This is a genomic window from Hydrogenophaga borbori, assembly GCF_003417535.1.
GTDB classification, from domain to species: domain Bacteria; phylum Pseudomonadota; class Gammaproteobacteria; order Burkholderiales; family Burkholderiaceae_C; genus Hydrogenophaga; species Hydrogenophaga borbori.
Genome location: NZ_QVLS01000006.1, coordinates 287,865 through 313,657 on the forward strand (window position 1 = coordinate 287,865; position 25,793 = coordinate 313,657).

Sequence of the window (25,793 nt, forward strand, 5' to 3'; positions counted from 1 at the left end):
CCCATGCCGAAACCCGCTCCGCCCGTGGCGACCACCGTGGACGGGCTGCGCGCGCTCGTCGTCGCCATCGGCCGCGGCGACGCCAGCGTCTCGCTCGGCGGCAAGGCGCTCGCGGTGCTGGCGCGGCTGGTCGAGCAGCCCAAGGACGTGGCGCTCAGCACCATCACCGAGCTGGGCGAGCGCATGGGCGTGAACCCCTCCACCCTCACGCGCCTGGCCACCCGCCTGGGTTTTGCCGGCTTCACCGATTTCCAGGCCGTGTTCCGCGAGCACGCCATGCAGGGCGGGCCGCATTTCTATACGCAGCAGGCGCACCGCCTGCTGGAAGACGCCTCGGCCGACAGCCCGCGCACCGCGCGCGGCGTGGTGGCCAAGCTGGCGCAGGAATCCATCCGCAATGTCGACGCCTTCCTGGGCCAGCTCGACGAGGCCGAACTCGGCAAGGCGGCGCGCCTGCTGGCGCGCGCGCCGCACGTGCGCATTCTGGGCCTGCGGCAGATCCATTCCATCGCCAGCTTCCTCACCTACGGCCTGGGCATGCTGCGCGCCGAGGTCGCACTGGCCGACGGCCCGGGCCTGGGCGTGGCCGAGAGCCTGGCCCAGATGTCGCCGGGCGACGCCCTCATCGTCTGCAGCGTGGCGCCCTACACCCGCATGGTGGCCGACGTGGCGCGCGCCGCCGCCGCCGCCGGCGTGCACGTCATCGCCATCACCGACACCCGCGCCTCGCCGCTGGCGCCGCCCGCGCGCCACGCCTTCTTCATCCCGCACGAGAGCAGCTTCATCAGCAACAGCATGGGCGCCTACGTGGTGTTCTGCGAAGGGCTGATCAACCTGGTGGCGCGCGAACTGGGTGACAAGGCCCTGCAGGCGCTGGCGCGCCGCGAGGGCTTCATCGAGAGCCTGGGGATCGAGACCGGCTGATCGATCAGCCGGTGGCCGAGAACGCCGCGTGGTACGCCACCTCGCCGCGCGGCACGGGGCCCGCGAACGCCAGGCCCATGAAGTACTCGGGCGGCACGCCAGGATAGGCCAGTCCCTCGTGCACCGCGAAGCCCCAGCGGCCGTAGTAGGCCGGCTCGCCCAGCACCACGCAGCCCTCGGCGCCCAGGGCCCGCAGGCGCGCCAGCCCTTCGTCCATCAGGCGGGCGCCGATGCCCGCGCGTTGCCGCGAAGGCCGCACCGCGATCGGCCCCAGGCCGTACCAGCGCCCGGCACGGCCGGCGATGGTGACCGGCGAGAACGCGACGTGGCCGACCAGGCCCTCGGCCCCGTCCACGGCCACCAGCGAGAGCGTGAGCGCGCCGGCCGCGCGCAGCTCGCGCACGATGGCCGGTTCGGTGCCGGCGCTGTGGGGGGTGCCGGCGAAGGCCTGGGCGACCAGCGAGGCGATGGCGGGGGCGTCGGTGGGCTGTTCGGGGCGCAGCTGCATGGGCTGCATTGTCGGGGCGGCGTCGGTGAGGCGCGCGCCCGGCAACGGGGCGTTCATCGGCAGGCCCGCTCCATCCTCACCCGCGCCACCTCCACCACCCGTTCAATCACCTCCCGCGCGTGCTCCAGTCCCATGAGCGCGAACAGCTCGGGCAGCAAGGCCTGACGAATGACGAAGCCGATGTTGTGCGGGTTGAGCGAGTGCTCGACCATGGCCCGGCCCACCACCGCGTCGATGGACAGGGCTTGCCTCGCCCAGGCGTCGGGTGGCGTGCGCGCGAACGCCTCTTCGCCCAGCACCAGGCGGCAGATGCCGCAATAGGCCCGCGCCAGCGGATGGTCCGCCAAGGCGCCGGGCAGGCCGTCCACCGTTCGCGCCGCGACCTGGTCTTCCAGGCGCACCAGCAGCATGTACTGCTTGAGCGGCTGATCGAACAAGGCCTGCGTCTGGGCGACGGCCTGTTTCAGCCGATCGGCGAACACCGTTTGCGCGTAGGGGTCGTCGGCCAGCGCCACCTGGATGGTCTTTCGCAGGCGCGCGCGCACCAGGTCGGCTTCGTTGCGGGCCTTCTCCGGGCTCCAGCGCTCGGGGGCGTCGGTCCGTGCCGGAGGGGTCAACAGGTACGCGCCCTCCGGTTCCCGCACCGCCAGCCGCTGCCAGCGCGGACCCGCGGCGTGGCGCAGGTGCTCGGGCCCGCTGTCGCTCCGGTCCTCGGTCTCCTGGGCGTCGCCTTGCGCGATGCGGCGCAGGCCGTTGAAAAAGCGCCGTTCGGCGCGGTAGGTGGCGATGGCCTGTTCGGACACCTGGGGGTCGTCGAAGAAGCTGCGCGAGGCCTCGGCCGTCTGCAGGCACTGCGTGAAACGCCGCAGGGCGGCGTAGAAGGCGTCGCGGCGCTGTTGTTGCGCGTCGAGGCCCTGCCCGCTGCCGCTGTCCACGAAGCGGGGCATCAGGGCCTGCCGGTACTGCTCCAGGTCGGACGGGTCCCGCACCTCGTCGAACAGGGCGCGCAGGGCCGCGTGCAGGGCCGGCAGCTGGCGGTACTCGGCGCTCACCGGTCGATAGAGGCCCGCGACGTCGTCGAGTTCGTAGCCCCCCTGGGTGCGCGCTTCCAGGTTCTGGTAGTCGCGCAAGGCGCTGTCCAGTTCGCGCAGGATGCCGCGGTAGTCCACCAGCAGGCCGTGGCGCTTGGCTTCGTGCGGGCGGTTGACGCGCGCCACGGCCTGGATCAGGTTGTGCGCCTTCAGTGGCTTGTCGATGTACAGCACGGCATTGCGTGGTTCGTCGAAGCCGGTGAGCAGCCGGTCGACAACGATCAGCAGCTCAGGCCCGCCGTCGCCACTGAAATCGCGCAGCACGCGGTGCTCGTGAGCCTGTGCGTCGCGGCCCACGTGGGCGTCCCACCAGCGCTGCACCTCGAGCCGGCCCTGGTCGTCGATGGCGTCGTGGCCCTCGCCGTTGTCGGGCGGCGACATGATCACGGCGCTGCTCACCAGGCCCGTGGCCTCAAGGCAGCGGTGGTAGCGGATCGCGTCGAGCTTGCTCGCCGTGGCCACCTGGCCTTTGAGACCCAGGCGCTTGACGTGCCGCTCGAAGTGCTGGGCGATGTCCCAGGCGATGAGCTCGATGCGTTGGGGGGCGCCGTATACCGCGCGCCGGCTCGTGTAGCGGCCCTTGAGCTCCGCGGTCTGTTCGGGCGTGAGGCCGGCGCTGATCCGGTTGAACCAATGGTTGGCGGCGTCGTCGTCGACGCCCATCTCGGGCACGCGCTCTTCGTACAGCAGGGGCACCACGGTGCCGTCGTCCACCGCGCGCTGCAAGCTGTAGGCGTGCACGATGGGTCCGAAGCGTTGCGAGGTCTTTTCCTCCTTGAGCAGGGGGGTGCCCGTGAAGGCCAGGCAGGCCGCGCGTGGCAGCACCCGGCGCAGGCGCTCATGCAGTTGCCCGCCATGGCTGCGATGGCCCTCGTCGACCAGCGCCACGATGTCGGCCGAAGGGTTGTAGCACTCAGGCCGTTGCGTGGCGGTGGTGAACTTGTGGACCAGCGTGAACACGATGCGCTCGCTCCCCCGGCCGATGCGCCGCGCCAGCTCGCGCCCGCTGCCCACGCGGGCCTTCTCGCCATCCTTCTTCGCGGCCACGGCCGAGCCGAAGGCGCCGCCGTTCGTGAAATTGCGCGCGAGCTGGTCTTCGAGGTCGAGGCGGTCGGTGACGACGAGCACGCGGCAGGCCTGCGTGTCGGGGTGGAACACCAGGGCCCTGGCCAGGAAGACCATGGTCAAGCTCTTGCCCGAACCCGTGGTGTGCCAGAGCACACCGCCCTGGCGAGCGCCGTCGGGGCGGCGCTGCTGGATGCGCTGGAGCATGGCCCGCACGCCGAAGTACTGGTGTGGCCGCGCGATCACCTTGCCCAGGCGGCGGTCGAACAGGACGAAGTGGCGCAGCAGCTCGAGCAGCCGCTCGGGCCGCAGCAGGGCGCGCACCGTCCGCTCGGGCTCGTTGGACCCAGTGCCGTCGCCGGGCTCCTCGCGCCAGCGCGCCCAGGCGCGCGGGGGCGTGCCCGTGGTGGCGTAGCGCGCCTCGCCCGAACCCAGGGCCAGCAGCAACTGGGCGTAGACGAACAGCCCCGGTGTCTCGTCGGGCCGCTGGTGGTGCAGCTGGCGCTGGATGGCCTCGTGCACCGGAGCCGCGCGAGGGTGGCCGCCCGATGCCGGGCCCTCGATGACCACCAGCGGCAGGCCGTTCACGTAGCCCAGCACGCCGGGTCGGCGCGGGTGCGCGCCGATGGTGGTGTGCAGTTCGGGCGATTCGACCGCGTCCCATTGGTTGGTGTCGGGGGCCTCCCAGTCGACCAGCGGCACCGTGGGCTGGTGCTTCTTGCCATCGGGCATGAACTCGGTGACCGTGACACCGAGCGTGAGCAGGCGGTAGAACCGCTCGTTGGCGGCGAGCAGGCCGTCGGCCAGGGACAGCCCCTCCACCTCGCGCACCACCTGGTCGATGCCACCGGCCGAGAGCGGGTAGCGCTCCCCCCGGTACTCGAAGCGGTGCGCCTGCAGGGCCTGGATCAGGCGTGGCCGCAGAAGGACGTCGTTCGGACCGCTGCGCCAGCGCGCCGCCTCGGCAGCGGGCCGGTGGCGCCAGCCCAGGCTCGCCAGCCAGCGCAGCGCGGCGTTCATGCCGGCGGCGCGACGGTCTGGGCCGGGGGCAGTCGCACGCGCCGGCGACCGCTGAAGAGCTCGCCCAGCAGCGCGCGCTTCTCCAGGCGCAGCGCCTCGATCTGGGCGGCGATGCTGTACTCCTCGGCTTCGGCCCCGCGCAGGATGGCCGCGATGCGGCGCTGCACATCCAGTGGCGGCAGGTGCAGCGGCAGCTTGAAGAAGTCCTTCAGGCTCACATTGAGCAGGCCATGGTTGCGAGCGCCTTCCTGCGCGATGCCGGTGATCGCCTCATTGAGCATGCCGGCCTCGAAGTAGAGGCGATAGAAATCGTTGTCCACCTCCGCGCCAGGGCGCTGGCGAAAGCAGATGTAGAGGCCGGAGACGACCCCCGAGTCGTAGGCCACCAGCGGCTTGATGGCTCCGACCGGGTAGCCGCAGGAGGCGCTGCGGTTGTAGGCGAAGTCGCCGGGGGCCAGCCGGGTGTAGCGGCTGAGGTCGTCGCTGGCGACGTTCTTGTTGAAGAACTCGCGCTGGCTCACCAGGCCGTGCTGGGCCGAGATCGTGAGCACATTGCTGTCGCCGTCCGTGTTCTTGCGGGTGATGCGCTCGAAGACGGCGTCGAAGTCCACCTGCGCCCAGTGCGCCCGCGCGTTCACCACCGAGCGGCGGTTGGACAGCAGCACGTGCATGAGGTCGCGCTTCTGGCGGCGGCTGTTGTCGAGCAGGCGTTCGGTGGTGGCGATGGCGCGGTCCCAGTCGCCGGCCATTCGCGCGATGCGCGCCTGTTCGCGCCGGGGTGGCAGAGGCAGCGGGATGGAGCGGATCAGCCCGGCGTTGAGGTTCTGCTGGGCGCCGGCGTTGCCCAGTTCGCGGATTTCGGCGTAGTGCGCGGCGAGAAACTGGTAGACGTAGTCGGGGTCGTGCTCGGCGTGCACCTGGATGGCGGCGCAGGCCTGGTTGGTGGTGGCGGCCAGGCCCAGGCGCGCCACTTGCCCGCGCGTGCGGCCCTGGCCGTACATGGCCATGAGCACGGTGCCCGCTGGAAAGAGCCTGGCCGAGGAGTGGCGCATGCCCTGCGGCGTGATCTTCTCGGCCGTGGCGGTGATGGTGTTGAACTGGATTTCGCCCGTCGTGACCCAGGGGATGTCGCCACCCCAGTAGCCTGGCCGGGAGCGGTCCGGTGTGCCGCCGGAGCCGATGCGGGCGATGTCACCCAGGGTGGCGCGAGTCCAACCCGTGGGCAGCTCAGTCATACCCCAGCTCCTTCAGATACCCCGCCATCTTCAACTCCAGCTCGGCGAGTTCTTCCTTGAGCTTCAGGCGCTCGGCCCGCACCGCCGGCAGGTCGGCGGTGGCCGTGTCTTCGAAGGTGTTGACGTAGCGCGGGATGTTGAGGTTGAAGCCGTGGCCGGCGATTTCCTCGCGCGTGGCGAGGTGGGCGTACTTGTCGATGGGCTGGCGCGCCTGCACGGCATCGATGATGGCCTGCACGTCCTGCGCGCGCAGCAGGTTCTGGTTCTTGCCGTCCTGGTAGGCGCGGCTGGCGTCGATGAACAGAACCTTGTCATCGACCTTGTTCTGGCGCAGCACCAGGATGGCCGCCGGGATGCCGGTGCCATAGAACAGCTTCTCCGGCAGGCCGATGACCACGTCCAGCAGGTTTTCCTCGATCAGCACCTGGCGGATGCGGCCCTCGCTGGCGCCGCGGAACAGCACGCCGTGTGGCACCACCACGGCCATGCGGCCGGTGCCAGGCCGCATGGTCTCCACCATGTGCAGGATGAAGGCGTAGTCGCCCTTGGTGCGCGGCGGAACGCCGCGGCGAAAGCGCTGGTGCGGGTCCTTCGCGGCGTTTTCGTGGCCCCATTTCTCCAGCGAAAACGGTGGATTGGCGACGACGACGTCGAAGCGGCGCAGGCGGCCATCGGCATCGAGCAGTTTGGGGTTGCGCAGGGTGTCGCCCCATTCGACGCGGTGGTTGTCCTCGGCGTGCAGGAACATGTTCATCTTGGCCAGCGCCCAGGTGCTGCCGATGGCTTCCTGCCCGTACAAGGCGTAGTGGCGGCGGCCCGTGCGCGAGCGGATCAGCTGCGCGCACTTCATCAGCAGCGAGCCAGAGCCGCAGGTGGGGTCGCAGATCTCCTCGCCTTCCTGGGGGGCCATCAGGCGCGCCATGAGCTGCGAGACCTCGGGCGGGGTGTAGAACTCGCCCGCCTTCTTGCCGGCCGTGGTGGCGAAGTTCTTGATGAGGAACTCGTAGGCGTTGCCGATCACGTCGAGCTGGCCGACGCGGCTTTCGCGCAGGTTCAACTCGGGCCGGGCGAAGTCCTCCAGCAAGTGGCGCAGGATGTCGTTCTTCTGTGCCTCGTCGCCGAGCTTGGTGGAGTTGAAGCTGATGTCCTGGAAGACGTCGCGCAGCTTGCCCAGGTTGGCTTCCTCGATGGCGTGCAGGGCGCGGTCGATGCGCTCGCCATTGCCGGGCTGGTGGCGGGCCTCGTGCAAGGCCCGGAAGTTCGCGCTGCGCGGCAGCACGAAACGTTCGTTTTTCAGCAGCTCCTCGATGAGCTCGGGGTGGGCGCCATGCGCGGCCTGGTAGCGCTCGTAGTGGTCCTGCCAGATATCGGAGATGTACTTGAGGAAGAGCATCGTCAGGATGTAGTCCTTGTAGATGCTCGGGTCCACGGTGCCGCGGAAGGTGTCGCAGGCGTTCCAGACGGCGGTGTTGATGGCGTCCTGGCTGATGACGGTGTCGTCGTTCATGTCGTTCTTGAAGGTTCGGCGGGATCAGGCCTGGCGCGCGGACGGGGCCAGCAGGCCCTGCGCGAGGGCGTCGATTTGTAGCTCACGGTTGCGGATCAGGGCTTCCAAACGCTGGCGCTCCTGCCGGGCGGCCTCGGCCAGATCGACCAGCAGGCGCTGGCGCGCCAGCCCGGGCACCGCGATGGGCATGTCTTCCAGCACCGGACGGCGGATGCTGAGCTGGTCCGTGCCCTCGGCGTTGTTGCGCAGGTAGCGCTGGCTGGGGGTGCGGTTGATGTGCCAGGCCAGGTACTCGGGCAGCAGGCCCTCGGCCTTGCAGCGCAGCACAAAGAAGTACTGCGCGCACACCGTGGCGGGCGGCGTCTGGCTCAGGCACACGGCGTAGTTGCGCGTGCCGCGCGCGGCAAACAGGATGTCGCCGTCGCGCAGCCAATCCGGCGGCTTGCCGCGGCCCAGGTCCGCGCGCGAAAGGTTGGCCCAGGCCACGTCGCCGTCGGGGGAGATGTCGCGCATCTGGATGACCCGGGCCTTGCCGTGCGCCGCCACCGGCACGCTGCCTCGGAAGGGGTGGCCCGCCCGCACCTCGGCCAGCGCTTTCAATGACGAAATCATGATGCATCAATCTCTGTGATGCGAAATTTTGCTTGCCCCTTTCGGTCGAGACAAGTAAGCTAAATGTGTTCATGCATCAAAACACATGATGCATGAATAAGGGGAAGGACCACATGCGCGAATTCGAAATCAACTGCGCCAGCCGGCTCAACCGCCAGGGCGGGCACGAGCACATCACCCACCTGGGCCACATCGCCAACCACTGGCGGCTGTCGCTGGAATCCATGGTCCGGCGCATCGAGTCGGGGACCGAGGGGTACTACCTGCTCGATCGAAAGACGGGCGAGCGCCTGCGCCTCGCGGTGGTGCGCGAGCCGGGCCACACGCCCTACCTGCGCACGCAGCGGGCGGACGGCTGGACCGACCACCTGCTCGCGCTGCCGGAATGCGGGCGAAGCTGTGCGCTGATCGGTTGAGGCGGCTTACTGCAGCAGCCCGCCGGCCATGGCCCGCAGCTCGGGGCTCAGGTGCTCGGTCCAGCCCAGCTGCTCGGCCATGTGGCACACCACCCAGCGGGCCTCGGGGGGCGATAGCACGCTGTCGGGTTCTTCGCCCGCCAACTCGAGCAGGCCCTCCAGCACCTTGTCGATCACGTCGGGCTCGGTGATGCCGAGCTTGAACTGAACCTCCTGGGCGCGCGTGACGAGGGCGTTGGCCATGTCGTCGCAGACCTCGAAGCGGCGGGCGATGTGCTGGGCCAGCTGGGCGGCCCGCTGGCCCGGGCGCGTCTGCAGGCGAATGAAGCTCTCGGGTATGTGAATCTGGGAAGCGTCGTCCATGGCGCGAATCATGTCGGAATCGGCGCACGCCGTCACGGCGCGCGCGCCGACGGCGGGGTCGGACCTGTCCGACGCGCGGGCTGGTGTCGCGCAGAGACGATCAAGTCACACGGAACCCTTTTGTCCCAAGCACCACCTCAACGCCCGCATGACCCTCTTCGACGCCCTGCGCCAGAGCCACGAGCTGCAGCGCCGCCTGTGCCGCCGGCTCGTGCGCATCAAACCCCAGGACCGCGACACGGTGTTCCTCACCTTGAAGGTCGAGCTCGAGGCCCATGCCGCGGCCGAGGAACGCTTCCTGTACGTGCCGATGCTGATGACCAATCCTGGCCTCAGCGCCTCGCGCCACGCCCTGGCCGAGCACCACACCATCGAAGAGCTGTGCGAGGACCTGAGCGTGCCCGACAAAGGCACGGCGGCCTGGCTGGCGACGGCGAAGCGGCTGAGCGACAAGGTGCACCACCACCTGCGCGAGGAGGAGCGCAAGTTCTTCCAGCTCGCGGGCAAGCTCATCAGCGACGCGGACAAGCTGACCCTGGGCCGCAGCTACCTCAAGGACCTGGTGCACATGCGCCAGCACTACGCGCAGGCCTACAAGAGCCTGGCCGTGGACCGCCAGGGCGCGGTGGTGCCGGCCGCCAGCTGAGGCGGCGCGCGGCGGATCGCACCGCGCGCGGGGCGGGCGGGGGAAGCGTTCGGGCGTGGCATGCTCTGCCCCCTCGTCACTTGCGACGGTTTCTCCCCTCTCCCCCTCTCACTTGTCATGAACGCTCTCAACGCCCTCTTCGATCAACCGCGTTTCGGTGTGCTGCTGCTGCGCTGGACGCTGGCCATCCTCATGCTGTTCCATGGCTGGGCCAAGATCACGGGCGGTGTCTCGGGCATCGTGGGCATGGTCAGCGCGCATGGGCTGCCGGGCTTCCTGGGCTACGCCGTGTACCTGGGCGAGGTGGTGGCGCCGCTGATGCTGCTGGTGGGTTTCTGGGTGGTGCCGGCGGCGCTGGTGGTCGCCATCAACATGGTGGTGGCGCTGGTGCTGGTGCATTCGGGTCACTTCCTGGGCCTGGCCAGCAGCGGCGGCTGGCGCCTGGAACTGCAGGCCTTCTTTCTCGTGAGCGCGCTGGTGGTGGCGTTCACGCACCGGCTCGGGCCGCAGCGCTGAGCCGCCGTGGCGGGCCCGCGGGTGCCGCGCCCGCCGCGCAGAAAGCCCGGCCGATAATCCGGCGCACCGCACCCGCACCGCCGACCACGATGCCCGCCCCACGCCGCGCCGCCGCCCCCAGCCACCCCGACGCCGACAGCAGCGCGGCCCGCGCGGCCATCCTCGCGGCGGCCCGCGCGGAGTTTTCCGCCAAGGGCCTGACGGGCGCGCGCGTCAACGAGATCGCGGCGCGCGCAGGCGTCAACAAGCAGCTCATCTACTACTACTTCGGCAGCAAGGAAGACCTGTACCGCACGGCGCTGGAGGTGGTCTACACCGAGATCCGGACGCAGGAGCGCAGCCTGAACCTGGGCGACATGAAGCCCGAGGAGGCCATGGCCGCCCTCATCGGCTTCTCCTTCGACTACCTGGCGCAGCACCCCGACTTCATCGGCCTGCTCAACCACGAGAACGCGCAGGGCGCGCCCCACGTGCGCGACTCCAGCGCCATCCGCGACACCAACTCGCCCCTGATCGAGCTGATCGCCAAGACCCTGGCGCGCGGCATCCGGGCCAAGGTGTTTCGCCGCGGCATCGACCCGGTGGAGTTGTACATCTCGGTCGCGGGCATGTCGTACTTCTTCTTCTCCAACCGCCTCACCCTGGCCTCGATCTTCGACCGCGAGCTGCAGTCCGAGGCCGCGGTCAGCGCCTACCGCGCGCACGTCGTGGCCTTCGCCATGGCCGGCCTGCGCGTCTGATCCGGCAGGCCATCGCCGGGGGCGGGCGTCCATGCTCGCATACCCCAACCCCAGATTTCAACCAAACGGTTGACGCCACCGAAGCGCGCCCATATGCTCATTCCATCGAGTTTGAGAAAGGGCGATTCCATGCACAGCCAGCCATCCGGGGGAACGCCCCAGCACCGTGTCGCGCTGCTGGACCCGGCGCAGCTGCCCGAGCGCTTCGAGTCGGTCGAGGCGCTGGAGGAGTTCCTGTCGCGGCCCAGCCAGGCCCTGATCGACGACCTCGCGCAGGTGGACGGCGACCTCATGATCCTGGGCGTGGCCGGCAAGATGGGGCCCACGCTCGCGCGCCTGGCCAAGAACGCCGCGCCGCACAAGCGCGTGATCGGCGTGGCGCGCTTCAGCGACCCCGAGGTGCGCCAGCGCCTGGAGGCCTGGGGCATCGAGACCATCACGGCCAACCTGCTGGACCGCGCCGCCATCGAGGCCCTGCCGCGCGTGCCCAACATCGTCTTCGCGGCCGGCCACAAGTTCGGGGCCAAGGACAACCAGGCCCTGACCTGGGCCATGAACACGCACGTGCCGGCCCTGGTGGCCGACACCTTCCGCGGCGCGCGCATCGTGGGCTTTTCCACCGGCAACATCTACCCGCTCACCACCGTGGGGCGCCAGGGCGCCAGCGAGAAGACGCCGCCCGCGCCCCTGGGCGAGTACGCGCAGTCCTGCATCGGGCGCGAGCGCATGTTCGAGTACTTCTCGGCCCAGCACGGCTCGCCCGGGCGCCTGTTCCGCCTGAACTACGCCATCGACATGCGCTACGGCGTGCTGTACGACATCGCCTCCAAGGTGCACCGCGGCGAGGCCGTGGACGTGACCATGGGCCACGTGAACGTGATCTGGCAGGGCGACGCCAACGCGCAGGTGCTGCGGTCCCTGCGCCACTGCACGGTGCCGGCCACGCCGATCAACTGCACCGGGCCCGAGACCCTGTCGGTGCGCTGGCTGGTGGACGAGTTCGCGGCGCGCCTGGGCGTGCCGGCCCGCGTGGTCGGCCAGGAAGCGGGCACCGCCCTGCTGTCGGACACCACGCTGGCCTGCCGCCTGTTCGGCTACCCGCTGGTGCCGCTGGGCGCCATGCTCGACTGGGTGGCCGACTGGGTGAAGCGCGAACAGCCCGCCTTCAACAAGCCGACCAAGTTCGAGGTCAGGGATGGCGCCTTCTGAGGCCCTGACCCTGGTCGTCCTGGGCCCGGCCGACGCGCCGGATGGCCTGGCCTTGTCGGAGGCGGCGGGCTGGAACCAGACCGCCGAGGACTGGCGCCTGTTCGTGCGCCAGGGCCGGGTTTTTGGCCTGCGCGAGCAGGAGGCGAACCGCCTGGTCGCCACCGCGGCCGCGCTGCCCTACGCCGGGGGCCTGGGCTGGATCTCCATGGTGCTGGTCGCGCCCGAGTGGCGCCACCAGGGCCTGGCCACCCAGCTCATGCAGCACTGCATCGCCCATCTGCGCGCGCTGGACGCGACGCCGGTGCTGGACGCCACACCGGCCGGTCAACCGGCCTATGCGCGCCTGGGCTTCGAGGCCGGCTTCGCGCTGGCGCGCTGGGAAGGCGTGTTGGCGGCCGCGCCGCCGGCGCCGGGCACCGGCCTGGCCGACGCGATCACCATCGCGCGCCTCGACGCGCTGGCCAATGGCTGCGATCGCGGCGTGCTGCTGATCGACTTCCTGCGCCGCCCCGGCACGCGCGCCTGGGTCGAGCCGGACGGCCATGGCTTCGCGCTGGCCCGCCAGGGCCTGCGCGCCACGCAGCTGGGGCCGCTGGTGGCGTGCGACGAGGCGTCGGCCCTGTCGCTGCTGCAGCGCGCGCTGGCCGATCTGCGCGGCTCCGTGTTCCTCGACGTGCCCGAGCGCTGGAGCGCGCTGACGGCCTGGCTGCAGCACAACGGCTTCGCCCGCCAGCGCGGCTTCGCGCGCATGGCGCTCGGCGCCGCCCCCATCGCTGACGTCCACCACCGGCTGTTCGTCGTCGCCGGTCCCGAATTTGGATGAGTCCCATGAGCCCCACCCGATCGCCCGAAGGGGCTCGCACCGCAGTGCACCGCACGGAGGTTACCCAGTGAGCCTGAGCGCCACCCAAGTCCAACACACCCGGGCGCTGCTGCAGCGCGGCCTGGCCATCCCGGCCCATCCACTGGCGCTGAACGCGCAACGCCAGCTCGACGTGCGCCGCCAGCGCGCGCTCAGCCGCTACTACCTCGACGCTGGCGCGGGCGGCCTGGCCGTGGGCGTGCACACCACGCAGTTCGCGATCCGCGAGGTCGGCCTGTTCGAGGAGGTGCTGCGCCTGGCGATCGGCACCGCGCGGGACTGGGTGCCGGCCAGCCGCCCGCTGGCCATGGTGGCCGGCGTCTGCGGCCGCACCGAACAGGCCGTGGCCGAAGCCCGCCTGGCCCAGGGCCTGGGCTACAACGCCGGCCTGCTGAGCCTGGCCGCCATGAAGGGCCAGAGCGAAGACGCCCTGATCGCCCACTGCGAGGCCGTGGCGCAGGAGATCCCGCTGGTGGGCTTCTACCTCCAGCCCGCCGTGGGTGGCATGGACCTGAGCGCCGCCTTCTGGGCGCGCTTCGCCGCCATCCCCAACGTGGTGGCAATCAAGGTCGCGCCCTTCCACCGCTACCGCACGCTCGACGTGGTGCGCGGCCTGGTCGAAGCGCGCGCCGAAGACCGCGTGACGCTCTACACCGGCAACGACGACCACATCGTGCTCGACCTGGTGACCCCCTTCACCGTGCAGCGCGACGGCCAGCCGGTGACCGTGCGCTTTCGCGGCGGCCTGCTCGGCCACTGGTCGGTCTGGACCTCGGGCGCGGTGCGCTTGCTCGAGCAATGCCAGGCGGCGGCGCGCGAGCCGGCGGTCTCGGCCGAGATGCTGGCGCTGGACAGCCGCGTCACCGACTGCAACAGCGCATTCTTCGACGTCGCCAACAACTTCCACGGCTGCATCGCCGGCTGCCACGAGGTGCTGCGCCGCCAGGGCCTGCTCGAAGGCACCTGGTGCCTGGACCCCAACGAGGGCCTAAGCCCCGGGCAGAAAGAAGCCATCGACCGCGTCTGCGCCCAGCACGCCGACCTGGCCGACGACGCCTTCGTGGCCGAGGGGCTGAGCCGCTGGCTCGCCTGACGGCCGCGCCCACAGGAGCACCCATGAACCAGAACAAGGCCCTGCGCTGGACCCTTCACTACCTGCCCGCCATCGGCCTGTTCGCGGGCTTCATCCTGCTGTGGCAACTGGCGGTGTCGGTGTTCGGCATTCGCGAGTACCTGCTGCCCGGTCCCTATGCCGTGTGGCAGTCCATGCTCAGCGACGAGATCCCCTGGCTCAGCCACGCCTGGATCACGGGCGTGGAGATCCTCGGCGCCTTTCTGCTGGCCGGCGTGGCCGGCGTGGCGCTGGGCATGGCCATCGCGTGGTCGCAGGGCATCTCGCGCGCGCTCACCCCCTTCCTGGTGTTCGTGAACACCCTGCCCAAGGTGGCGATCGCGCCGCTGTTCCTCATGTGGCTGGGCTACGGCATCCTGCCCAACATGCTGATCGGCGCGCTCATCGGCTTCTTCCCGGTGGTCATCAACACCGCCGTGGGCCTGACCCAGATCGACCAGGACCTGGTGGACCTGGGCCGCGTGTTCAGCGCGCCCAAGTGGAAGGTGTTCCTGAAGATCCGCATCCCCAACGCCTACCCCTACATCCTGAGCGCGCTCAAGGTCACCGCCACTTCGGCGGTGGTGGGCGCCGTGGTGGGCGAGTTCGTGGCCTCGCAGAAGGGCCTGGGCTACGTGATCATCACCACGCAAAGCAGCATGAACACGCCGGCCGCCTTCGCCGCGCTGGTGTGGATCTCCGTGCTCGGCCTGCTGCTGTATGGCCTGGTGGCCCTGCTGTCGCGCCTGCTCGCGCCCTGGGCCGAAGAGGCGCCGCGCTGAGCGCATCCCACTGTCCAGATCCCCGTCCGCCCCCCACCCCGTCCTCCGAAAGGAACACACCATGACCACCCGGATCGCCGCCCCCCTCGCCGCCGTCTGCGCGGCGCTGCTCGCGCTGCTGCCCACCGCGGCCAGCGCGCAGGCGAAGGAGAAGTTCACCTTCGCCCTCAACTGGTTCGCCGTGGGCGACCACGCCGCCTACTGGGTGGCGCTCGACAAGGGCTACTACGCCCAGCGCGGCCTGGACGTGACGCTGGAAAACTCCAAGGGCTCGGGCGACTCCATCGCCAAGGTCGACACCGGCCGTGCCGACGCCGGCCTGGCCGACGCGGTGCCAGTGATCTCGGCCAACTCGCGCGGCGCGCGCGTGAAGATGGTCGGCATGGTGTTCGACAAGACGCCCATGACCTTCTTCAGCCACGCCGACAAGCCGCTGCTCAAGCCCAAGGACCTGGAAGGCAAGACCGTGGCCGCGCCCGCCGGCGACAGCCAGCGCCTGGCCTTTCCCGCCTTCGCGCGCCTGAACCAGATCGACCCGGCCAAGGTGACCTGGGTGAACATCGAGCCCACCGCCAAGGTGGCCTCGATCGCCGAGAAGCGGGTCGACGGCGTGGCCGACTACACCACCGGCCAGCCCTTCTACGACAAGGCCATGGGCCCGGGCAAGGCCGTGCGCCTGCAATGGGCCGACTACGGCTTCGACCTCTACGCCATGTCCATCATCGCCGGCGAGAAGACCATGGCCGAGAAGCCGCAGCAGCTCAAGGCCTTTCTCGAAGCCTCCTACATGGGCTGGCGCGACGTGATGGCCAACCCCAAGGAGGCCCTGGCCATCTTCAAGAAGCGCGTGCCCGAGATCGACGTGGCCATCATCGAGGCCAACATGCAGATGGGCTTTGACCTGATGCGCACCAAGAACTACGCCGACAACGGCATCGGCTGGATCGACGAGAAGAAGATGTGCGCGTCCACCGACATCGTGAACACCTACATGGGCCTGCCGAAGAAGGTGGACTGCAAGGACGTGTTCAACCCCGCCTTCTTCACCAAGGTGGCCATGCCCCTGGCGGTCAAGTGAGCGCAGTGAACGCACGGGTCCTCATCGAAGTCGACCAAGCGGGCATGGTCTACCAGGCCGACAGCGGCCCGGTGGAAGCCCTGCGCGACATCTCCCTGCGCATCCACGAGGGCGAGTTCGTCGCCCTCGTGGGCCCCAGCGGCTGCGGCAAGTCCACGCTGATGCGCGCCATCGCCGGCCTGCGCCCGGTGACCAGCGGGCGCATCGTGGTGGACGGCGTGCCGGTGGACAAGCCCATCCCGCAGGTGGGCATGGTGTTCCAGGCCGCGCTGCTGCTGAAGTGGCGCACGGTGCTGGACAACGTGCTGCTGCCGGTGGAGCTGTCCGGCGGCAACCCGGCGCAGTACCGCGAACGCGCCCACGCGCTGCTCAGGATGGTCGGCCTGGGCGACTTCGCCGACAAGCGCCCGGGCGAACTCTCCGGCGGCATGCAGCAGCGCGCCTCGCTGTGCCGCGCCCTCATCATGGACCCGCCCATCCTGCTGATGGACGAGCCGTTCGGCGCCCTGGACGCCATGACGCGCGACGAGATGAACATCGAGCTGCTGCGCATCTGGGGCGAAAGCGCCGGCGGCGGCGCGCGCAAGACCATCGTCTTCGTCACGCACTCCATCCCCGAGGCGGTGTTCCTCGCCGACCGCGTGGTCGTGATGTCGCCACGCCCCGGTCGCGTGGCCAACATCCGCGCGGTGGAGATCTCGCGCCCGCGCACCGCCGAAACGCGGGCCGACCCGGCGCTGGGCCGCCTGTCCTTCGAGCTCTACACCGAACTCTCGGGCGCCACCGGCCGGCGCGAGACCCGGGCCGGCCCGCAGTGGTGAGCCGCGCGCGGCGCTGAAGGACCGGCCCCGTGCGCCTTGCCCTGTGCAACGAGGTCCTCGCGCCCTGGCCCTTCGCGCGCCAGTGCGAATGGGCCGCGGCCCTGGGCTACCAGGGGTTGGAGCTGGCACCGTTCACCCTGGGCGAGGCCGCGTGGCGCCTGCCCGCCAGCGAACGCACCGCCCTGCGCCGCGCCGCCAGCGACGCGGGCATCCGGGTCTCGGGCCTGCACTGGCTGCTGCGCCAGCCCGAGGGCCTGTCCATCACCTCGCCCGACCCCGCCGTGCGCGCGCGCACGCTGCAGGTGCTGCGCGGCCTGGTCGATCTCTGCGCCGAACTCGGCGGCGAGGTGCTGGTGCACGGCTCGCCCGCGCAGCGGCGCCTGACGCCGGGCGACGAAGCCGGCGCGCGCGCACGGGCCACCGAGGTCTTTGCCACGGTGGCCGAACACGCCCAGGCGGCGGGCGTCACCTACTGCATCGAGGCCCTGGCGCCGCCTGAGGCCGACTTCATCCACACCCTGGCCGACGCCGCCGCCCTCGTGCGCGCCCTCGACCGGCCCGCGCTGCGCACCATGCTCGACTGCTGCGCCGCCGCGCGCGCCGAGGCCGAGCCGGTGCACGGGCTGCTGGCGCGCTGGCTGCCCAGCGGCCTGCTGGCCCACGTGCAGGTGAACGACCCGAACGGGCGCGGCCCCGGCCAGGGCGCGCTGCGTTTCGCCGACATCCTTCGCGCGCTGCGCCGGCACGGCTACGCCGGATGGGTGGCCGTGGAGCCCTTCGACCACCACCCCGATGGCCCGGCCGCCGCCGCGCGCGCCATTGGCTACCTGCGCGGCCTGCTGGAGGCCCTGGACTGAATGGAACACACGCCCGCCCCCCGCCTGACGGTGCTGTCCGTCGAGCGCTTCGAGTCGCCCTACCGGCTGCGCCTGCCGTTTCGCTTCGGCGTCATCACCGTGACCGAGGGCCGGCAGGCCATCGTGCGTGTGCGCGTGCGCCACGAAGACGGGCGCGAGGGCACGGGCTACGCCGCCGAGGCCCTGGGCGCCAAGTGGTTCGACAAGAACCCCGCGCTGAGCGACGCGCAGAACCTGGACCAGCTGCGCAAGGCCCTGGAGCTGTGCGAAGACGCCTACCTCGCGGCGCCCGCGCTCAGCGCCTTCGATCTGTACGCCGAGCACTACCGTCCGCTGCTGGACGCCGGTGCCGCCGTCGGCCTGAACCCGCTGGTCACCAGCTATGGCCCGGCCCTGCTGGACCGCGCCGTGCTCGACGCGCTCTGTCGCATCGAGGGCCTGAGCTTCTGGCAGGCCATGCGGCACAACCGACCCGGCCTGCGCGCGCACGCCATCGCGCCCGACCTCAAGGGCTTCGAGCCCACGCCCTTCCTGCGCGGCCTGGAACCGCTGAACACGCTGGCGGTGCGCCACACCGTGGGCCTGCTCGACCCCATCGTGGCGGCCGACCAGGCGAGCGGCGCGCGTGTCGACGACGGCCTGCCCGAAACCCTGGAAGAGGTGGTGGCCACCTACGGCAACCGCTACTTCAAGCTCAAGGTCTCGGGCCAGGCCGAGGCCGACCTGGAGCGCCTGCGCCGCATCGCCTCGGTGCTCGATCGCCTGGATGGGCCCTATTTCGCCACCCTCGACGGCAACGAACAGTACGGCGACGCCGAGGCCATCGCCGATCTGTGGCGGCGCATGGCGGCCGAGCCCGCGCTGCGCCGCCTGTGCGAGGCCACGCTGCTGATCGAGCAGCCCATCCGGCGCCAGGTGGCGCTGGCCCAGCCGGTGGCGGCGCTGGCGCGCCACAAGCCGGTCATCATCGACGAGTCCGATGGCGATCTCGACGCCTTTGTGCGTGCGCGCGCCCTGGGCTACACCGGCGTCTCGTCCAAGGCCTGCAAGGGTTTCTACAAGTCGGTGCTGAACCTGGCGCGCTGCCGGGCGTGGAACCGGGCCGAGGGCCGGCCGGTGTACTTCATGTCGGCCGAGGACCTGACCACACAGCCCGGCCTTGCCGTCCAGCAGGACCTGGCGCTGGTGGCCCTGCTGGGCATCCCGCACGTGGAGCGCAACGCGCACCACTTCATCGACGGCTTCAACGGCCGCCCGCTGGCCGAGGCCCAGGCCTATGGTGCCGCCCACCCGGACCTGTACCACGAGCAGAACGGCCGCGTGCGCCTGCGCATTCGGCGCGGGCAACTGGCCCTGGGCTCGCTGGCGGCCGCGGGCTTCGGCTCCGCCGTCGATCCCGTGCTGGACGGCACCGCGCCCATGGCGCGCGCCGACTGGCCCCCCGCCGCGCCGGCGCACGCATGAGCCCCGCCGGACCGTTCCCCAGGGGCTCGGCCCCGCAGTGCGCCGCATGGAGGTGTGCCCAGTGAGCATCGACCGCTACGAAGAACACGACGGCCTGGGCCTGGCCGCGCTGGTGCGCCGGGGCGAGGTGGCGCCCCAGGAGCTGCTGGACGCCGCGCTCGCGCGCATTCAGCGCCACAACCCGCGGCTCAACGCCGTGGTCACGCCGCTGTACGACGCGGCGCGCGCCGAGGTCGCGCGCGGCCTGCCGCCCGGTCCCTTCCAGGGCGTGCCCTTCCTGGTGAAGGAGCTGGTGGCCTCGGTGGCCGGGGCCGCCACCACCGCGTCCTCGCGCCTGTTCGCGCGGCAGATGCCGGCGGCCGACAGCGAGATCGTGGCCCGCATGCGCCGCGCGGGGCTGGTGATCGTGGGCAAGACCAACTCGCCGGAGTTCGGCCTGTCGCCGGCCACCGAATCGCTGCTCTACGGCGTCACCCGCAACCCCTGGGACACCGCGCTCACGCCCGGCGGCTCCAGCGGCGGCGCGGCGGCGGCCGTGGCCTCGGGCATGGTGCCGGCCGCCCACGCCACCGACGGCGGCGGCTCCATCCGCATCCCGGCCTCGTGCTGCGGCCTGTTCGGCCTCAAGCCCACGCGCGCGCGCATCAGCGCCGGGCCCGAAGGCGGCGAGGGCCTGAGCGGCCTGGCCCACCAGCACGTGGTGAGCCGCAGCGTGCGCGACAGCGCGGCCCTGCTCGACGCCCTGGCCGGGCCGATGCCGGGCGACCCCTACCAGGCGCCGCCGCCCGAGCGGCCCTACCTCGACGAAGTGGGCCGCGCGCCCGGGCGCCTGCGCATCGCCTTCGCCCGGACCGCGCCCACCGGCGTGCCCGTGGACCCGGCCTGCGTGGCGGCGGTGGAAGACGCCGCGCGCCTGTGCGAGCAGCTGGGCCACCACGTGGAAGAGGCCTCGCCCGACTTCGACGCCCCCGCGCTGGAGCGCGGCTTCGAAATGGTGTTCGCCACCAACACCATGGCCAACATCGCGCGCGCCACCGGCGGTGCATTGCCCGACCGCGAACTGGTGGAGCCGCTGACCTACGCGCTGGCCGAGGCCGGGCGCGGCGTGAGCGCGAGCGAGTACATCCTCAACCTGCACGCGCTGCACCGCCAGGCGCGGCGCATCGCCGGTTTCTTCGAGCGCCACGACATCTGGCTCACGCCCACGCTGGCGCAGACGCCGCGCCCCCTGGGCTGGTTCGACATCCGCTCCAGCGACGTGCGCGCCTGGATGGACCGGCTGGGCGCCTACCTGCCCTTCACCTACCCCCTCAACGTCACCGGCCAGCCGGCCGCCTCGGTGCCGCTGCACTGGACGCCCCAGGGGCTGCCGATCGGCTGCCAGTTCGCGGCGCGCTACGGGGAAGAGGGCCTGCTGCTGCGCCTGTGCGCGCAGCTCGAAGCGGCCCGTCCCTGGTTCCACCGGCGCCCACCGGTGAGCGGGCTGGCGCATGGACACTGACGAGGTCGACCTGCTGGTCATCGGCGGCGGCGTGGCGGGGCTGACGGCCGCGCTGGTGGCGGCCATCGAAGGCCTGAGCGTGATGGTGTGCGAGAAGACCGGCCAGCTGGGTGGCACGGCGGCCAGTTCGGCCGGCACGGTGTGGGTGCCGGGCAGCAGCCAAAGCCAGCGCGCCGGCCTGGCCGACCCGCTGGAGGGCGCGCGCCGCTACCTGGCGGCCGAGATCGACACCGACAGCGGGGCCGAGCTGCGCGAGGCCTTCCTCGCCACCGGCCCGCGCGTGCTGGACTACCTGGAGCGGCATTCCGACGTGGTGTTCGCGCCCGCCGCGCGCCACCCCGACTACCACGACCGGCATGCCGGCGCGGCCATCGGCGGGCGGGCCCTGGTGGCGCGCCCCTTCGACGGGCGCCTGCTGGGCGCCGACTTCGCGCGGTTGCGCCCGCCCATGCGCCACATGATGGTGCTGGGCGGCCTGTCGGTCAGCAAGGACGACGTCGCGCCGCTGCTGCGCCCGTTCGCCTCCTGGCGCGCGCTGCGCCATGTGCTGGCCCTGCTGGCCCGGCACGCGCGCGACCGCCTGAGCCACCCGCGCGGCACGCGGCTGGTGATGGGCAACGCGCTCATCGCGCGCCTGCTGCACAGCCTGCGCCAGCGCGGCGTCGACCCGCTCACCGGCGTGGACGTGCGCGCGCTGCACCAGGAAGGCGGCGCCGTCACCGGCGCCACGCTGACGCACGGCGGCCGCGAGCGCCGCGTGCGCGCGCGCCTTGGCGTGGTGCTGGCCTGCGGCGGCTTCGGGCACGCGCCCGACTGGCGCCAGCGCCTGCTGCCCCAGCCCGCGCACACGCATTCGCTGATGGCCGAGGGCAACACCGGCGACGGCTTGCGGCTGGCTCAGGCCGTGGGCGCCGCGGTCGACGAGGCCGGGCACCGCGCACCGGCCTTCTGGGCGCCGGTGTCGGTGCGGCAGGGCGCGGACGGCGCGCCGCAGCGCTTCCCGCACTTCGCGCTGGACCGCGCCAAGCCGGGCCTGATCGCCGTCGACGCGCGCGGCCGGCGCTTCGTCAACGAGGGCGACTCGTACCACGACTTCGTGCTGGCCATGCAAGGCGCGTCGGCCGTGCCCGCGCACCTGATCTGCGACGCCCGCTTCCTGCGCCGCTACGGCCTGGGCCTGGTGCGCCCCGGTGCCTGGCGCCTGGGGCCGTTCGTGCGCGACGGCTACCTGCGCCGCGCGCCGACCCTGGCCGCGCTGGCGGCGCAGCTGGGCGTGGACGCCGAGGGCCTGCAGGCCACGGTGGCGCGCCACAACCGCTTCGCGGCCACGGGGGTCGACGGGGATTTCGGCAAAGGCACGAGCGAGCTCAACCGCTTCAACGGGGACCCGGACCACGGCCCCAACCCCTGCCTGGGCCCGATCGCCACCGCGCCGTTCTACGCGGTGAGCGTGTGGCCGGGCGACGCCGGCATGAGCGTGGGCCTGAGCACCGACGCCGACGCCCGGGTGCTGCGGCCCGATGGCCAGGCGATCAATGGCCTGTACGCCTGCGGCGCCGACATGGGCTCCATCATGCGCGGGCGCTACCCCGGGCCGGGCGTCACCCTGGGCCCGGCGCTGGTGTTCGCCTGGCGCGCCGTGAGGCACGCGGCGGCGGCGCCGGCCTGAACCGGCGCGCTGGCGCGGGCTCAGGCCGCGCGGGCGGCGGCCAGCGACTGGGTGTAGGCGGTGCCCGTCTTGAGCACGTGGCGGAACAGGATCTCGCCGGCGAAGCGCGCGTCGCGCAGCTCCATGGCCGACATCACCAGCTCGTGCTCCTTCACCGACTCGTCCCAGCGCCCGTCGGTGGTGATGGCGATGAAGCGCGGGCGCCGGGCGCGCGTCATCAGGTCGGCGTGCGTGCGGCTGAGCTGCGGGTTGTCCGCCATCTCGATGATGGTTTCGTGGATGCGGTGGTTGAGCTCGAAGTAGCGGTCGCGGTCGCCCGCGGCGTGGTGCCGCAGCATCTCGTCGTGCAGCGCGCGCAGCCGGGCCAGGGCCGGCGCCGAGGCCTGCAGCGTCACCGTCTCCACCGCCAGGCGCTCCAGGGCCGCGATCACCGCGAACAGGTTGACGATCTCGTCCGTCGAGGGCGTGGTCACGCGCGAGCCCCGATTGGGCAGCAACTCGACCAGGCCCTCGGCCGCCAGCACCTTCAAGGCCTCGCGGATGGGCGTGCGCGACACGCCCAGGGCCTCGCTGAGCCCCACCTCGTTGATGCGCTCGCCCGAGGCGAGCTCGCCGTGCACGATCAGGTCGCGGATGTGCCCGCAGACGTCGGCGTGCACGCCGCGCCGGCGCCGCTCCTCCGCGCCGGCCGGCTCTTCCGCGCCCGGCGCGGGGGCGGTCTCTCGCAGGGACCCAGTCAGAGGCTTGTCCACGGCCTTCCCCATTTGAATGCAAACCTGGCCAGATCGGCCAAAAGTGAATTATCTTGGTGCGAGGTTAAGGCAAATCGAGCCGGATGAGCACCAATTGAGTGCGTAAATACCCTGTTGACAGGGGCATTGCCGAAAAGATAATGCACTTGCACGGTTCTTGCATTTTCCAGGTCGTCATCCCCTGTAACCCATCCGCTGACCCCAGCGAAGGAATTGCCATGAAGTTTCGCCGATCCCTTGTTCTCTCGGCCGTCGCCGCCCTGACCCTCGTGGGCCTTCACGCCCCCTCCATGGCCCAGCAGCGGCTGCGCGTGGCGGGCAACTTCCCCGCGGACCACACGGCCACCAAGGTGATGGAGATCTTCAAGAAGGAGGTGGAGGCGCGCACCAAGGGTGAACTGCAGGTCGACCTGTTCCCCAACATGCAGCTGGGCGGCGCGGCGGAAAACGTCGACCAGGTGCGCTCCGGCACGGTGTTCGCCATCGTCACTTCCATCGCCTACTTCACCCGCATCGTGCCGGAGTACGAAGCCGTCAGCCTGCCCTTCCTGTTCAGTTCGCGCGAGGCGGCCTTTCGCGTCATGGACGGCCCGGTGGGCAAGCTGTTCGACGAGCGCATGGCGCAAAAAGGCTTCATCAGCCTGGGTTATGGCGAACTGGGCTTTCGTCACGTGACGAACAACGTGCGGCCCATCACCTCCTCGGCCGACTTCAAGGGCCTGAAGATCCGCCTGCAGCCCAACGAAGTGCACCTGGACACCTTCCGCGCGCTGGGCGCCAACCCGGTCGCCATGGACGTCAAGGAGGTCTACTCGGCCATGCAGCAGGGCGTGCTGGACGGCCACGAGAACCCCTACAACATCATCGCCAGCCGCCGCTTCAACGAGGTGCAGAAGCACCTGTCCGACACCGGCCACTTCTACGACTTCATCAACGCGGCCGCCAACAAGCGCCTGTTCGAGCGCCTGAGCAAGCCGCAGCAGGAGGCGGTCATGGCCTCCATGAAAGAGGCCATGACCTGGCAGCGCGCGGAAGCCGCCCGCGAAGATGAGCGCTGGCGCCAGCAGCTGGTGAAGGCCGGCATGACCTTCACGCCGATCACCCCGCAGGGCCGCGCCGACTTCCGCCGCAGCACCGCGGGCGTGGTGGAGTCGCTCAAGAAGCGCATCGATCCCAAGCTGATCGAAGCGGTCGTCACCGAGGCCACCAAGTGACGCAGGGCGTGAGCGCCGCCGAGGCGGCCCCGCCGCCCGGCGACAACGGATGGCCCCCGATCTGGCCCGCCATCCGGCGCTGGGTCGAGGCCCTCGACCGCGTGTCGATGGTGGTGATCGTGCTGGCCATGGCCGCCATGACGCTGATGGTGTCCCTGCAGGTGTTCTGGCGCTACGTGCTGAGCTCGTCCATCGACTCGGCCGACGAGGTCTCGCGCCTGTTCTTCGTCTGGGTCATCTTCCTGGCGATCCCGCACGGCATCAAGTACGCGGTGCACGTGGGCATCGACCTGCTGGTCATGAACCTGTCGCCGCGCAACAAGGAGCGGCTGTTCCGCCTGGTCTGCGTGGCCAGCGCGGTGCTGATGGCGGCGATCTTCTGGGCCGCCTGGGTGGCCACGCTGGACAAGTGGCAGGAGCTGATGCCCACGCTGCCCATCACCGCCGGCATCTACTACGTCGCCGTGCTGATCTGCGCGGCCCATTCGTTCATCCACCTCGTGCTGCACGCCTGGCTGGGTTCGCGCATCTGGGAAGGAAGGTTGTCATGACCTGGCTCGTGATCATCGTCTTCTGCGTGCTCGCCTTCGCGGGCATGCCCCTGGCGTTCGCGCTGGGCTTCGCGTCCCTGGCCGCGCTGTATGCCGCCGACTTCGAGCTGGTGATGATGGCCCAGCGCATGCTGCACGCGGTGGACAACTTCCCGCTGATGGCGATCCCGCTGTTCATGCTGGCCGGCGAGCTGATGGTCAAGGCCGGCATGATGGAGCGGCTGGTGGCCTTCGCCAACAGCCTGGTCGGGCGCGTGCACGGGGGCCTGGCTCACGTCACCATCATCGCCGGCACCATCCTCGCTTCGGTCAGCGGTGCGGCCGTGGCCTCGGCCAGCGCCTTGGGCAGCGCCTTGGTGCCCGCGCTGCGCAAGCACTACCCGGACAGCTTCAACTGCGCGGTGATCGCCTCGGCGGCCAACCTGGGGCCGGTGATCCCGCCCTCCAACGCCATGATCGTCTACGCCCTGATGGCCGGCTCCTCGGTGTCGGTGGGGGGGCTGTTCATGGCCGGCATCGTGCCGGGCGTGCTGCTCGCATTGGGCTTCATCGGCATCGCCAGCTTCGTTTCCTGGCGGCGCAAGTACCCGCCCACGGGCGAGGCCTTCAACGCGCGCAACGCCTGGGTGCAGTTCCGCAAGGCGCACATCATCCTGTTCATGCCCATCATCGTGGTGGGCGGCATCATCGGCGGCGTGTTCACGGCCACCGAGGGCGCCGCCATCGCGGTGGTCTACTCGGGCGTGGTGGGCCTGCTGGTCACGCGCAAGCTGCGCCTGTCGGACCTGCCGGGCTGTCTGTTCCGCGCGGCCGTCACGGCCTCGATGGTGGGCGCGCTGATCGCGCTGGCCGCCACCGTGACCTTCCTGCTCACCGTGGACATGGTGCCGCAGCAGATGGCGGACTGGGTGAAAAGCATGACGGCCGACCCCATGGTGTTCGTGCTGCTGACCATGCTGCTGCTGGTGGTGGTGGGCATGTTCATGGAGTCGAACGCGGCCTACATCATGCTGGTGCCGCTGTTCGTGCCGATCGCCGACGCCTTCGGCCTGGACCCGCTGTGGTTCGGCTTCCTGTTCATGTTCAACCTGGTGATCGGGATGATGACGCCGCCGGTGGGCGTGCTGTTCTTCGTCATGAGCGGCATCACCCGGGTGCCCATGGGCGCGATCATCCGCGAGTCCATGCCCTTCGTGATCTTCCAGTTCGTGATGCTGCTGCTGTGCGTGGCCTTTCCGTCCATCGTCACGGCGCTGCCGCGCGCGCTGGGCTTCTAAGG

General features: G+C 70.8%; 25 protein-coding genes. 18 read left to right on the forward strand and 7 right to left on the reverse strand.

Features of this window, described 5'->3' with window-relative positions; translation table 11 throughout:
• Positions 1–3: 3 nt before the first annotated feature.
• On the forward strand, positions 4–924 hold the full coding sequence (locus DY262_RS11965) for a MurR/RpiR family transcriptional regulator (protein WP_116959145.1): 921 nt from the start codon (positions 4–6) through the stop codon (positions 922–924).
• A 4-nt stretch (positions 925–928) separates the two neighbouring features.
• Here DY262_RS11965 and DY262_RS11970 read toward each other — a convergent pair whose 3' ends face one another.
• Genes DY262_RS11970 through DY262_RS11990 form a run of 5 tightly spaced genes read right to left on the reverse strand, consistent with a single transcriptional unit; the run spans position 929 to position 7,962 of the window.
• Complete coding sequence (locus tag DY262_RS11970) at positions 929–1,432, reverse strand: GNAT family N-acetyltransferase (RefSeq protein ID WP_116959283.1); 504 nt, start codon at positions 1,430–1,432, stop codon at positions 929–931.
• Positions 1,433–1,485: 53 nt separating this feature from the next.
• Positions 1,486–4,608, reverse strand: coding sequence for a type I restriction endonuclease subunit R (locus DY262_RS11975; RefSeq protein ID WP_116959146.1), 3,123 nt, complete (start codon positions 4,606–4,608; stop codon positions 1,486–1,488).
• On the reverse strand, positions 4,605–5,843 hold the full coding sequence (locus DY262_RS11980) for a restriction endonuclease subunit S (protein WP_116959147.1): 1,239 nt from the start codon (positions 5,841–5,843) through the stop codon (positions 4,605–4,607). Before DY262_RS11980 ends, DY262_RS11975 begins: the two co-directional genes overlap by 4 nt.
• Positions 5,836–7,350 carry a type I restriction-modification system subunit M gene (locus DY262_RS11985; RefSeq protein ID WP_116959150.1) on the reverse strand — a complete coding sequence of 505 codons (1,515 nt, stop codon included), beginning with the start codon at positions 7,348–7,350 and terminating at the stop codon, positions 5,836–5,838. Before DY262_RS11985 ends, DY262_RS11980 begins: the two co-directional genes overlap by 8 nt.
• Positions 7,351–7,374: 24 nt before the next feature.
• Complete coding sequence (locus tag DY262_RS11990) at positions 7,375–7,962, reverse strand: restriction endonuclease subunit S domain-containing protein (RefSeq protein WP_116959152.1); 588 nt, start codon at positions 7,960–7,962, stop codon at positions 7,375–7,377.
• Positions 7,963–8,075: 113 nt separating this feature from the next.
• Between DY262_RS11990 and DY262_RS11995 the strand changes: the two genes are divergently transcribed.
• Complete coding sequence (locus DY262_RS11995; RefSeq protein WP_116959154.1) at positions 8,076–8,378, forward strand: DUF3892 domain-containing protein; 303 nt, start codon at positions 8,076–8,078, stop codon at positions 8,376–8,378.
• Between the two features lie 6 nt (positions 8,379–8,384).
• On the opposite strand, the gene DY262_RS12000 is transcribed toward DY262_RS11995, so the two are convergent.
• The gene (locus DY262_RS12000; RefSeq protein WP_116959156.1) at positions 8,385–8,741 is read right to left on the reverse strand and encodes an ATPase with chaperone activity; all 357 of its coding nucleotides are present in this window, start codon (positions 8,739–8,741) and stop codon (positions 8,385–8,387) included.
• A 148-nt stretch (positions 8,742–8,889) separates the two neighbouring features.
• On the opposite strand from DY262_RS12000, the gene DY262_RS12005 reads away from it, so the two are divergent.
• The 13 genes from DY262_RS12005 (at position 8,890) to DY262_RS12065 (ending at position 21,997) form a co-directional block, all read left to right on the forward strand.
• Positions 8,890–9,387: a hemerythrin domain-containing protein gene (locus tag DY262_RS12005; RefSeq protein ID WP_116959158.1), complete on the forward strand. Its 498-nt coding sequence runs from the start codon at positions 8,890–8,892 to the stop codon at positions 9,385–9,387.
• A gap of 117 nt (positions 9,388–9,504) precedes the next feature.
• On the forward strand, positions 9,505–9,903 hold the full coding sequence (locus DY262_RS12010) for a DoxX family protein (RefSeq protein WP_070399668.1): 399 nt from the start codon (positions 9,505–9,507) through the stop codon (positions 9,901–9,903).
• A gap of 89 nt (positions 9,904–9,992) precedes the next feature.
• Positions 9,993–10,643: a TetR/AcrR family transcriptional regulator gene (locus DY262_RS12015; protein ID WP_116959160.1), complete on the forward strand. Its 651-nt coding sequence runs from the start codon at positions 9,993–9,995 to the stop codon at positions 10,641–10,643.
• A 129-nt stretch (positions 10,644–10,772) separates the two neighbouring features.
• A complete protein-coding gene (locus DY262_RS12020) occupies positions 10,773–11,852 on the forward strand; it encodes an NAD-dependent epimerase/dehydratase family protein (protein WP_116959162.1) in 1,080 nt (359 codons plus the stop codon).
• Positions 11,839–12,675, forward strand: a complete 837-nt coding sequence (locus tag DY262_RS12025) for a GNAT family N-acetyltransferase (protein ID WP_116959164.1) — start codon at positions 11,839–11,841, stop codon at positions 12,673–12,675. Before DY262_RS12020 ends, DY262_RS12025 begins: the two co-directional genes overlap by 14 nt.
• Positions 12,676–12,742: 67 nt before the next feature.
• On the forward strand, positions 12,743–13,807 hold the full coding sequence (locus DY262_RS12030; protein ID WP_116959166.1) for a dihydrodipicolinate synthase family protein: 1,065 nt from the start codon (positions 12,743–12,745) through the stop codon (positions 13,805–13,807).
• Positions 13,808–13,830: 23 nt separating this feature from the next.
• Positions 13,831–14,607 (forward strand): ABC transporter permease, encoded by a 777-nt coding sequence (locus DY262_RS12035; RefSeq protein WP_070399671.1) that lies wholly within the window; start codon positions 13,831–13,833, stop codon positions 14,605–14,607.
• Between the two features lie 61 nt (positions 14,608–14,668).
• Entirely contained in the window at positions 14,669–15,685 is a 1,017-nt protein-coding gene (locus DY262_RS12040; RefSeq protein WP_070399672.1) for an ABC transporter substrate-binding protein, read from the forward strand.
• 5 nt (positions 15,686–15,690) lie between these two features.
• Positions 15,691–16,506 (forward strand): ABC transporter ATP-binding protein, encoded by an 816-nt coding sequence (locus tag DY262_RS12045; RefSeq protein ID WP_245980947.1) that lies wholly within the window; start codon positions 15,691–15,693, stop codon positions 16,504–16,506.
• A gap of 29 nt (positions 16,507–16,535) precedes the next feature.
• A complete protein-coding gene (locus DY262_RS12050) occupies positions 16,536–17,363 on the forward strand; it encodes a sugar phosphate isomerase/epimerase family protein (protein ID WP_116959170.1) in 828 nt (275 codons plus the stop codon).
• A complete protein-coding gene (locus DY262_RS12055) occupies positions 17,364–18,827 on the forward strand; it encodes an enolase-like domain-containing protein (RefSeq protein ID WP_116959172.1) in 1,464 nt (487 codons plus the stop codon).
• A gap of 61 nt (positions 18,828–18,888) precedes the next feature.
• Positions 18,889–20,328 carry an amidase gene (locus DY262_RS12060; RefSeq protein WP_245980949.1) on the forward strand — a complete coding sequence of 480 codons (1,440 nt, stop codon included), beginning with the start codon at positions 18,889–18,891 and terminating at the stop codon, positions 20,326–20,328.
• Positions 20,318–21,997, forward strand: a complete 1,680-nt coding sequence (locus tag DY262_RS12065; protein ID WP_116959176.1) for an FAD-dependent oxidoreductase — start codon at positions 20,318–20,320, stop codon at positions 21,995–21,997. Before DY262_RS12060 ends, DY262_RS12065 begins: the two co-directional genes overlap by 11 nt.
• A gap of 20 nt (positions 21,998–22,017) precedes the next feature.
• Here the strand turns inward: DY262_RS12065 and DY262_RS12070 are convergent, their stop codons facing one another.
• Positions 22,018–22,749 carry a GntR family transcriptional regulator gene (locus DY262_RS12070; protein WP_181936484.1) on the reverse strand — a complete coding sequence of 244 codons (732 nt, stop codon included), beginning with the start codon at positions 22,747–22,749 and terminating at the stop codon, positions 22,018–22,020.
• 218 nt (positions 22,750–22,967) lie between these two features.
• Between DY262_RS12070 and DY262_RS12075 the strand changes: the two genes are divergently transcribed.
• Genes DY262_RS12075 through DY262_RS12085 form a run of 3 tightly spaced genes read left to right on the forward strand, consistent with a single transcriptional unit; the run spans position 22,968 to position 25,791 of the window.
• Positions 22,968–23,963 carry a TRAP transporter substrate-binding protein gene (locus DY262_RS12075; protein ID WP_116959180.1) on the forward strand — a complete coding sequence of 332 codons (996 nt, stop codon included), beginning with the start codon at positions 22,968–22,970 and terminating at the stop codon, positions 23,961–23,963.
• Positions 23,960–24,514 (forward strand): TRAP transporter small permease, encoded by a 555-nt coding sequence (locus tag DY262_RS12080; protein ID WP_116959183.1) that lies wholly within the window; start codon positions 23,960–23,962, stop codon positions 24,512–24,514. The genes DY262_RS12075 and DY262_RS12080 overlap by 4 nt, the downstream gene beginning before the upstream one ends.
• The gene (locus DY262_RS12085; protein WP_116959185.1) at positions 24,511–25,791 is read left to right on the forward strand and encodes a TRAP transporter large permease; all 1,281 of its coding nucleotides are present in this window, start codon (positions 24,511–24,513) and stop codon (positions 25,789–25,791) included. The genes DY262_RS12080 and DY262_RS12085 overlap by 4 nt, the downstream gene beginning before the upstream one ends.
• Positions 25,792–25,793: the final 2 nt, after the last annotated feature.